The sequence below is a fragment of the Pseudomonas sp. PF05 genome, from assembly GCF_056521845.1.
Genome location: NZ_JBWLPW010000057.1, coordinates 1 through 1,571, shown reverse-complemented (window position 1 = coordinate 1,571; position 1,571 = coordinate 1). Strand labels below are relative to the sequence as shown.

General features: G+C 65.6%; 1 protein-coding gene. It reads right to left on the bottom strand.

Going from position 1 to position 1,571, the window contains the following annotated elements; all coding sequences use genetic code 11:
* A partial coding sequence (locus tag AC09SL_RS29395) for an RHS domain-containing protein (RefSeq protein WP_479571993.1) occupies window positions 1–1,571 on the bottom strand: 1,571 nt, incomplete at both ends.

Genomic DNA, 1,571 nt, shown 5'->3' with positions numbered 1-1,571 from the left:
GGTTGTTCAAGCTGTTCGCCGCCGCCGTGCTGGAGTTCGGTGAGTTTGCCGTAGCCGTTGTAGCGCGCCGACCAGACGACCTGGCCGCGGTAGCTGGTCAGTTCCTGGGGCGTGCCCAGGTGGTCGAGGTGGTAGTAGAACGGCGTGGCTTTTTCCGGGCCTTCGCCGTCGAGCATCGCCAGCGGGCGGAAGGTGCCCGGTTCGTAGACGTAGCTGCGGTGGTGGCGTGGGCTGTTTTCGGCGACGACCTGGTCGCCCTGCCAGAAAAATTCCGTGGTCAGGCCGTCTACGGTCTTGCTGATGCGTCGGCCAAAGGCGTCGTAGCGGTAGGAGGTTTCGCGGCCATCGGCCGTGGTGACGCCGATCAGGCGGTGCTGGCTGTCGTAGCGATAGGCGCTGACCAGGGCCTGGCCGCGGCGTTCGCGGGTCAGGTTGCCGAAGGCGTCGTAGTCGTAGTGGCGGTCGCCCTCCTTCAGCAGGCGGTTGCCCTTGAGGGTGGTCGGGCCGGGGCGGTCCTGCATCATCAGGTTGCCGGCCGGGTCGTGGCAGAAGTGTTCCGGCGGTTCGCTGTGGGAAAAGTCGATGCGGGTCAGGCGATCCAGCGGGTCGTACTGGTAGCTGCGGCGGTTTCGGTTGTCGGAAAGGGTCTGAAGATTGCCCTTGGCGCTGTAGGCATAATCGCGCCAGAACAGTTGCTGCTGTCGGCTCTGCCACACGGTCTGGGCCTTGAGGCGGCCCTGTTCGTCATAGTCGTAGTCACTGAGCAGCCGGCCCTGCTGGCGTTGCCGTTCGCGACCGCCGACGAACCGGTGTTCGGTCAGGCGCGAGCCGTTGAGGTCGATGGCCGTCAGCGCGCCGCCCGGGGCGTGGTGGTAGTCGAGCTGGCTGTCGTCCGGCAGGCGCAAGTGGTTGAGGCGCCCGCAGGCGTCGTAGCGATAACGCAGGGTGCCCCAACCCTGGTGTTCGCAGACCAGCCGGTCCTGGGCGTCGTACTCGAAGGCCAGCGGATGATCGCTGCCGTCGTTGACGTGGACCAATCGGCCCAGCTCGTCGTAGCGGTATTCGATGGCCTGGCCGTCGGGCAAGGTCTTGACCCGCAGCCGCCCGGCCGCGTCACGCTGGTACTGGGTAACCCGTTGCGAACCGTCCTCGCCGTGCTCGGTTTTTTCCAACAGGTGGCCGTTGAGGTCGTAGGCGTAGGCGGTGCGTTGGCCGTCGAAGCCGACCTGCTGTCGGATCAAGCCGTTGGGCGTGTAGTCCAGCTGATATTTTTCGCCGGATTCGTTTTCGATTTCGGTCAGCAACAGCCGCGCCGAGTCGTAGCGGTACTTCAGTTCACTGCCGTCGGGGTTCAGGCGGCGACTGACCAGGTGCAGGTCGTCGGCGTATTCGTAGCGGGTGACCCGCCCCTGCTCATCGCACTCGGCGGTGACCTTGCCGTAGGCGTTGTAGCGCCAGGTCCGGGTGGCACCGTTGGGCAAGGTGACTTGCAGCAGCCGGCCGACAGCGTCCCATTGGTAGTGCGTGAGCGCACCGTGTTCGTCCTCACGGCTGAGTAAACGCCCCAGGGC